The sequence below is a fragment of the Chryseobacterium sp. FH2 genome, assembly GCF_001045455.1.
Taxonomy (GTDB): Bacteria; Bacteroidota; Bacteroidia; order Flavobacteriales; family Weeksellaceae; genus Chryseobacterium.
In genome coordinates this window covers 134922-142494 of the sequence record NZ_LFNE01000009.1, presented here as the reverse complement: position 1 = coordinate 142494, position 7573 = coordinate 134922, and the positions used below count along the sequence as shown (strand labels likewise).

Sequence of the window (7573 nt, the reverse complement as noted above, 5' to 3'; positions counted from 1 at the left end):
ATTTACAATATCGGTTTGCAAATGATGATGAACACACCCATTCTGAAATATTTTGTTTCCGATAACTACCATCTCCAAAGTCCCAAAACTTTGATAAACGGAGAAGGGGAAATCAAGATTGAAGCGAAGGAAACTCAGGTTGCCGGATTTGAAAAATTATTTGTGCATTCCAACGAATCAGCTGTTATCAATTCGAAAGGGGTTGTTGAAATTAAGGGGCAGGATGGAACAAGCAACACAAATGTAGCGGAAACCATCGAAAAAGTATTACCATTGGTAGATACGAAATGTATTGTACATTTCAGACCAAAATCTGAATGGCAAGGAGAATACGGATTTTGTTATTTCAGGGAAAAAAATAATGAAATTTCTGATTCGGAAGAGTATAAAGAACTTCTTGGAAAATATTATCAATTTACAGAAAGAGAACTAACTAGAATAAATGATGATAAGTTTAACGAACTACTTGAAAAGTATTATTTCAATCAAAGTGGGGAAAGGTTAAGATTTCCACAAAATAGAGCAACAGAAAATTCTTTTGTACGCTTATTTATTAGTGATGGAAACACTTGGTATAAAAAACGTCAAAAAGTAAAAAGAATAACAGACACAGCAGGTATAATAACAGAAAAATTTGAAAGTGCTGTTGATGAAACCATCAACAATTTTAAGAACGACCCTCAGTATAAAGAAACTAACAATTCTTTGCAGAATTTGAAAGATATGTATAGTAACTTTCGATACAATAAAATAAAGAAAAAAGGAGATAAAACAATAACAGAAACCTATGATTACCACGGTTCATTTATCTCTTTATTTCCAAAAACAATTAACTACGGTAAAAATGAAGCAGAAGTAGACTTAAAAATCAGTTTCTTAGAAGATAAAAAACCAGATTATTTAATTTTTAAAGTAGACGAACAAATTTTAAAAGCCGAAAATACTTTTATAGGGATAGACCGTTTGAAAATAGAAAACCCCAAAGAAAAAGAAACAATTAAAATATCCTGCAAAACAGCAGAAAATTTTACCGCAGACAAGATAATTAAAGTTTACGCTGTTAAAAAACAAGAGGAAGGTAAAGATGATATTGAAACCTTAGCAGGTTGTATTACTATGACTGTACCTGTGGTAAGAAACCTTAATGTGGCTATAGTGGGGGTTAAATCAAAAGTTGGTGAAAGTAACCCTGGAATTCCTACTCAAAATTGGTTGTCTTTTTTCAAGAAAGCTTTAGGACAGGCATTAATAAAAGTAAATATTATCGAAAACCACGAGAATAGAAAAATAATAGTAGATATTTCTACTACTCCAAATCTCTCAACAAATTATAGTATTGCCACAGATGGTACTATTGGCAATAGTGATGGTGTAGGAAATAGTACCCCTAGTTTGAAAAACTTACTTAATACAAAATTTGAAACAGACTTTGCTACTATTCCTGATAGTTATTTCAGGCTATTCTTTTTAGATGTTGCCTGTGGTGAATCTGGCGAAGAAGGTGGTAAAACATTGGGATTCTCAAATTATGGTTGGACTTGCGGACTTATGTTTGCCGGGCATAATACTGCAACTATTGCTCACGAATGTCTTCATGCTATGGGATTGCCACACAGTTTCTTCCACAGAAACAGCAGTTATGTTTTCAAAGCTATGGAAACCCATAATATTATGGATTATTCGCACTTGACAGTAAATCCTGTAAACGGAAGTTCTCGTTCATCAAAAACGCGTTATTATACTTGGAAGTGGCAATGGGATATTGCACGTGGTTATACATTACTTAGCTAGTCATTTTATGAAAAAAACATATATATTATTTTTAATTGTATTTTCAGGATTTTTATTTTCTCAGCAAGAAGAATCAGACTCCTTAAAATGTCTAAAATTCAAACAAAGTGTTTTAATAAATACTCTATTAAATTCCTATAAAAAAAACTTAAAACCCAAGGAGGAAAATAATTCTGAAATTTTTGGTTGTGGTATGGCATATATAGATTACAAAGAACAGATGAGGTGTAATGATTTGCTGTCATTTATGAGTAAATATAATTTTTTACCAGATGAGATAAGAATATTTGAGAAGAATGAATTCCAATTTAAGTATTTAGATGTTATATGGATTGAAAATAAATCCAAAGAAAAAAGTGAAAGATATAAATTAAAAGGAAATAATTTAAGATTATACAATCAATGGAAGCTAAGGAATACAAAATCGTCTTGTGCAATTATAATTATTGTAGATAAAATAAATAATGGTAATGAATATATTCAAATGAAAATATCATATCCAAATGAAATGAAAGAAATTATTAAAAATTACACATTAAACTTCTCTGAAAGGAAATGAAAGTATCAAAATTTATGAATTTTATTAAAAGCTTACAGACAATTTTTTGTTTATCTATACTTATTAATTGTACAGCGAAAAAACCAATGATTTATAATGCCAATTCTAATACTATAAAAGATTCTATTATGTTTGAAAAATTTGATTTTGATTTAGATAATACAGATTATGTGGGATACGAATATGCAGAAGATTCTTATAATAACTATGGAGAAAACGGTTATTATAAACTTAAAACCAGTGGCGTGTTTAATCCTTATAATGGAGGATACCCATATATTTCATATACAGTAGTTCCTTCTTCTACAGCTTTTTACAGCATTAGGTACACTTATTTTGAAAATGGAAATTTAGAAAAGCAAGGAAGAATAGCTGGTTTCAATAGTGGAATCAAAATAGGAAAATGGAAATTCTACGATGAAATCGGTAGAATGACAGAGGTGGATGAAGACAAAAAATTTGGCTTATGGACTTTTGAAAAAGTATTGGAAAAATTAGACAAAGACGGCGTTATAAATCTTGAAACAGGAAAAAATAGAGAATATGAAAAACTGAATTTTTTCTTTGATAAAGATAAAAAAGAATGGACGGTTAAGGTATTCAAAAAGGAAATCAATGAAGTTACAGAAGAATATTGGGAATATATTTTTGATGGCAATACAGGAAAATATTCCAGAGAATGGTACGAAAGATATAACAGTAAAGCGGAAAAAGATATGAATCTACCACCCCTTAAAAACGGAAAAAAAAGGAAATCAAAAAGACTTACAGAAGTCTACAAAACCTACCAAGGCAAAGCCTACACCCAAGCAGAATGGGAAGCTTACGAAGAAAAAGAATACGAAGCCTACTGCAAAAGAACAGGGAGACCTTATACGCCTAAAAGCCAAGAACTAACAGCAGAGAACCAAGAAGACAAAAGTCCTTTCCTTGCAGAAGACTGGGAAAAAGGCGATGATAAAACACCCAGAAAGAAAAAAGGATTTTGGGATAATCTGTTTGGTTAAAATTTCAATTATGCCACAAAAACTTACAGAAAAAGCACTATTGCTTTGCAATAAAGGCGCAAAACCAAGCCAGCTGAAAGTTACAAGCCAGACATTTAGCAAAGCAGAAAACAAACTCATCGCCACAGAACAGGACAAACAACCCGAGACCAATGTTCCAAGTTTCGGGGTTTGTACCGTAACCAGAAGTAAATGCACACCTGCCATCATAAAATGGGAAAAGACCACGGAAAAGGATACTATTAATAATTTTAAAGTTCTTACAGATGAAAGCACGTGCCAGTGTACGGTTGGCGGAAAAATCTCAATCCAAGACAAAGGATATGGAGAAAAACATGACTCCGAATAATCTTTCATTTATGTATGTATAATCATTCTTAATATATTTTAGATCACTAAGAATCCGTTATACAATTTCCAATATCAAATATTATATCATAAAACTTGCGTAGTCAAATAACTTCATATAAATTTGTAGTTAAATAACTACATAATGAATTTAAGACGAGATGTATTTCAAGCAATAGCCGATCCTACAAGAAGATCGATATTAATGCTGGTTGCAACACAATCAATGACTGCAGGAACTATTGCTTCAAATTTTGATACAGCACGACCTACCGTTTCAAAACATCTTCAAATTCTTACGGAATGTGAATTATTAAGATCTGAACAAAACGGGCGGGAAATCATTTATCATCTGAATCCCAATAAAATGAAAGAAATTGCCGATTTTATAGAGCCTTTCCGTAAAATGTGGGATGGCAGATTCAATAAATTGGAAGACATTATGAAAAATTATCATCAGGAAAATAAAAAATATGGAACTTAAAACAAAAATCCATGCTGAAGACGGCAAACAGGAAATCTTCATTACAAGAGAATTTAATTTACCTGTTGACCTCCTTTTCAAAGCCTATACAGAAGCCGAACTTTTCGAACAATGGATGGGAACAAAAGTTTTAAAATTTGAAAATAAGCGACACGGCAGCTATCAGTTTGAAACATCAAACCCTCAGGGTGAGGTTGTTTTCAGTGCAAACGGAACCATTCACGAAATCATTCAAAATCAAAAGATTATAAGAACTTTTCAGATGGAAAATATGCCTTTTCCCGTACAGATAGAATTTTTAGAATTTGAAAAAATGTCAGATGAAACCAGCAAAATTACTATACATACGATTTACAAGTCTGTTGAGTACAGAGATCAAATGCTGAAACTCCCTTTTGCACAAGGTATCAATAGAGCTCACAACCGCTTACAGGAAATTCTTTCTAAGGAAATTAGAAATTGATTAAAATTCACGATTGACCAATTTATATCTGTAAATCTTATTTATCACTAACAACATGAACCCAAAAGTTGACTTTTTCTTTGACAAAGCTAAGCAATGGCAGAAAGAATTTGAAAAATTAAGGATGATTTCCCTGGATACAGGACTTGAGGAAGAATTGAAATGGGGATGCCCCTGCTATACATATCACGAAAAAAATATTTTCTTAATTCACGGTTTTAAAGAATATTGTGCTATCCTATTTTTCAAAGGTGCATTATTGAATGATACGGACAACATTTTAATTCAACAGACTGAAAATGTACAGGCTGCGAGACAAATTCGTTTTACGTGCTTAAAAGAAATTGTTGATTTAGAAAAAGTCATCAAAACTTACATGTACGAAGCTGTTGAAGTTGAAAAATCAGGTGTCAAAATAGAAATGAAGAAAACTAAAGAATTTAATATGCCTATTGAATTTCAGAATAAATTAGATGAAAATTCAGCATTAAAAGAGTCCTTCCTCGCCTTAACACAAGGAAGGCAAAGAGCTTACCTACTCTATTTTTCTTCCGCCAAGCAATCTAAAACCAGAGAATCCAGAATTGAAAAATATATCCCGGAAATTCTTAAAGGAAAAGGTTTACATGATTAATTTTTTAAGAGAACTGGGAGGTACTGTCTTCTGCGGCAGACGTTACAACACTGTTTTCATGTATCATAATGGTGCAGATTCTTATATACAGCGAGAGTTTTTCGAGGCTACAAAAAGTTTAAATTCGGAAAATTTATCATCATAAATTATTTTAAATTGAAAAATTATTTTTTATTTACACAAAATTTACTTTCATATAAGAATAGTATTATTATTTTAGTAGCATCGATATTGATTTAATATAATAATAACTAAGGATATGAAAAAAATAATCTTATTAAGTTCATTGTCAGTTTTTTTATTAAACTGTAATAAAAAGGCAGAAGTTCCGGTTCCTGAAAACATTTCGGCTGATACTATTGCTATTACGGAACCTACTGTTGATACTTTAGGTGCTAAATCATTCTGCTATATGGGGGTTACAGGAAAAGACACCGTTTTTGTAAGTATTGATGATAACCTTGGCACTATTACAGGAAAAATGGCTACTAAAAACAGTGAAAAAGATAGCAATAAAGGAGACTTATCTGGTTTTAAATCTGGTGATACCCTAAAATTGACTTATGAATTTGCATCTGAGGGCATGACCGGAAATAAAAATGACATCTATTTTCTTCAAACCAAAGACGGTTTGAGTGAAGGTATTGGTGAAAAAGATACTGAAACCGGAACAAAATATGCCAATGAAAATAAAATCAGATATCAAGGGGGAAGAAATTTGAAACCCGCTGATTGTAATACAGTTGCAAAAGCGTTACAATAAAAAAACATTATTTTCCAATTATTGAAATAGTTTGCATGGTATTTGTTACCATAGGTTTCCACACTTGTAAAAACAAATAATATTAATTAAAATACTATGCAAACTTTAAATTTTAAGCCATTTTCAAAAAAAGAATTTATTGAAACCCTTAAAGAAAACATTCCCACAATATAAAATTCAAACAGGCTTTGGAGCGCTTCAGGTCCGTACCAGCGGTTTTACGTTGACAGGAAATGTAAAAATAAATACTAACCCAGAAACCGGTAAAATAAGCACAGAAACAGCCTCCGATTCAGCGTTATTGTATCTTATTTTCTGTTTTCCAATCGGTGTTTATATGTACATGAAAAAAGAAAAGATAAAAAGACTTGAGAATGAAGTCATAGATGGTATTAAGAAAATACTTACCGAAAATTAATATATTCAATAAAAACAGCCTTCAATGAGGCTGTTTTTTTATAATTTTATAATTCTTTTTGAATAATTTCGATAAAATCATTCACTGGTTGATCCCCCGTATTCCAGGAAGTGATAAGACGGATGGCAGAAAAATTTTCATCAATTTTTTTCCAGACATAAAATTCAAACTTTTCAGATAGTTTTTCAATTAAATTATTATTTAAAACGGGGAAAATCTGATTTGTGTAGGTGTCTGATAAAAACTGCACTCCCCTTTCTTTCATTGCTTTTTTAATTTTCATTGCCTGCTGATTGGCATGTTTTGCCAGATCAAAATATAAATCATTTTTCATCAGTTCTAAAAACTGAATTCCCAATAGCCTCCCTTTTGCCAATAATGCTCCTTTCTGCTTGATATTAAAAGCAAAATCCTGTTTAAGCCCCTGATTATTAACAACAATAGCTTCCCCAATTAAAGCTCCGTTTTTAGTTCCTCCCAAATAAAAAATGTCGGTAAGCTCAGTCACTTTCGCTAGTGTCAGATCGCTTGTCTCTGATGTTAAGCCATGCCCCATTCTCGCTCCATCCATAAAAAGATAGAGATTATTTTCCTTACAAAAAAACGAAAGCTCTTCTAATTCTTTCAATGTATAAATTGTTCCCAGCTCCGTAGAATTTGAGATATAAACCAGCTTTGGCATTACCTGATGTGGAATATTTCTGTGATTTTCCAAGACAGGAATAATATCTGAAGGAGTTAATTTTCCGTCTTCTTTTTCAATACTTAAAATTTTATGTCCGGTTGCCTCAATTGCCCCCGTTTCATTATTTAAAACATGTCCTGTACCTGCAGAAATTACACACTGATAAGGTCTTAAAACAGAAGAAATGACAATTAAGTTTGCCTGGGTCCCTCCTGAAACAAAATAGATTTCAGAATAAGGATTTTTAATTTTTTCTTTAATTAATTCTTTGGCTTTTAAAGAGTATTCATCTTCTCCGTACCCTGCCTGCTGATTAAGATTGCTTTCTAAAAGTGCCTGTAAAATATTAGGATGACAACCTTCCGAATAGTCGTTTTTGAATGAAAATTTCATAAAGTAAAATTAAAAAAAGTTAAAATAA

10 protein-coding genes and 1 pseudogene are annotated in these 7573 nt (G+C 31.6%); 10 read left to right on the top strand and 1 reads right to left on the bottom strand.

Annotated elements, in window-relative coordinates; all coding sequences use genetic code 11:
- From ACM39_RS14515 to ACM39_RS14475, 10 genes and pseudogenes are all read left to right on the top strand, one after another.
- Positions 1 to 1791 (top strand): annotated as a pseudogene (locus ACM39_RS14515) (hypothetical protein); the annotation flags it as partial.
- A 7-nt stretch (positions 1792 to 1798) separates the two neighbouring features.
- Positions 1799 to 2350, top strand: coding sequence for a hypothetical protein (locus ACM39_RS14510; RefSeq protein ID WP_048511776.1), 552 nt, complete (start codon positions 1799 to 1801; stop codon positions 2348 to 2350).
- A gap of 128 nt (positions 2351 to 2478) precedes the next feature.
- Complete coding sequence (locus ACM39_RS14505) at positions 2479 to 3357, top strand: hypothetical protein (RefSeq protein ID WP_185097464.1); 879 nt, start codon at positions 2479 to 2481, stop codon at positions 3355 to 3357.
- Positions 3358 to 3367: 10 nt separating this feature from the next.
- Complete coding sequence (locus tag ACM39_RS14500; protein ID WP_048511783.1) at positions 3368 to 3706, top strand: DUF4280 domain-containing protein; 339 nt, start codon at positions 3368 to 3370, stop codon at positions 3704 to 3706.
- 144 nt (positions 3707 to 3850) lie between these two features.
- Positions 3851 to 4189, top strand: a complete 339-nt coding sequence (locus tag ACM39_RS14495; RefSeq protein WP_048511774.1) for an ArsR/SmtB family transcription factor — start codon at positions 3851 to 3853, stop codon at positions 4187 to 4189.
- Positions 4179 to 4652 (top strand): SRPBCC domain-containing protein, encoded by a 474-nt coding sequence (locus tag ACM39_RS14490; RefSeq protein ID WP_048511773.1) that lies wholly within the window; start codon positions 4179 to 4181, stop codon positions 4650 to 4652. Before ACM39_RS14495 ends, ACM39_RS14490 begins: the two co-directional genes overlap by 11 nt.
- A 55-nt stretch (positions 4653 to 4707) precedes the next feature.
- Complete coding sequence (locus ACM39_RS14485) at positions 4708 to 5286, top strand: YdeI/OmpD-associated family protein (RefSeq protein ID WP_048511772.1); 579 nt, start codon at positions 4708 to 4710, stop codon at positions 5284 to 5286.
- Entirely contained in the window at positions 5279 to 5431 is a 153-nt protein-coding gene (locus tag ACM39_RS19065; RefSeq protein WP_228377124.1) for a DUF4256 domain-containing protein, read from the top strand. The genes ACM39_RS14485 and ACM39_RS19065 overlap by 8 nt, the downstream gene beginning before the upstream one ends.
- Positions 5432 to 5545: 114 nt before the next feature.
- The gene (locus ACM39_RS14480; protein WP_048511771.1) at positions 5546 to 6049 is read left to right on the top strand and encodes a hypothetical protein; all 504 of its coding nucleotides are present in this window, start codon (positions 5546 to 5548) and stop codon (positions 6047 to 6049) included.
- A gap of 139 nt (positions 6050 to 6188) precedes the next feature.
- On the top strand, positions 6189 to 6467 hold the full coding sequence (locus ACM39_RS14475; protein WP_048511770.1) for a hypothetical protein: 279 nt from the start codon (positions 6189 to 6191) through the stop codon (positions 6465 to 6467).
- A gap of 46 nt (positions 6468 to 6513) precedes the next feature.
- Here the strand turns inward: ACM39_RS14475 and ACM39_RS14470 are convergent, their stop codons facing one another.
- Positions 6514 to 7545, bottom strand: a complete 1032-nt coding sequence (locus ACM39_RS14470; protein ID WP_048511769.1) for a threonine aldolase family protein — start codon at positions 7543 to 7545, stop codon at positions 6514 to 6516.
- Positions 7546 to 7573: the final 28 nt, after the last annotated feature.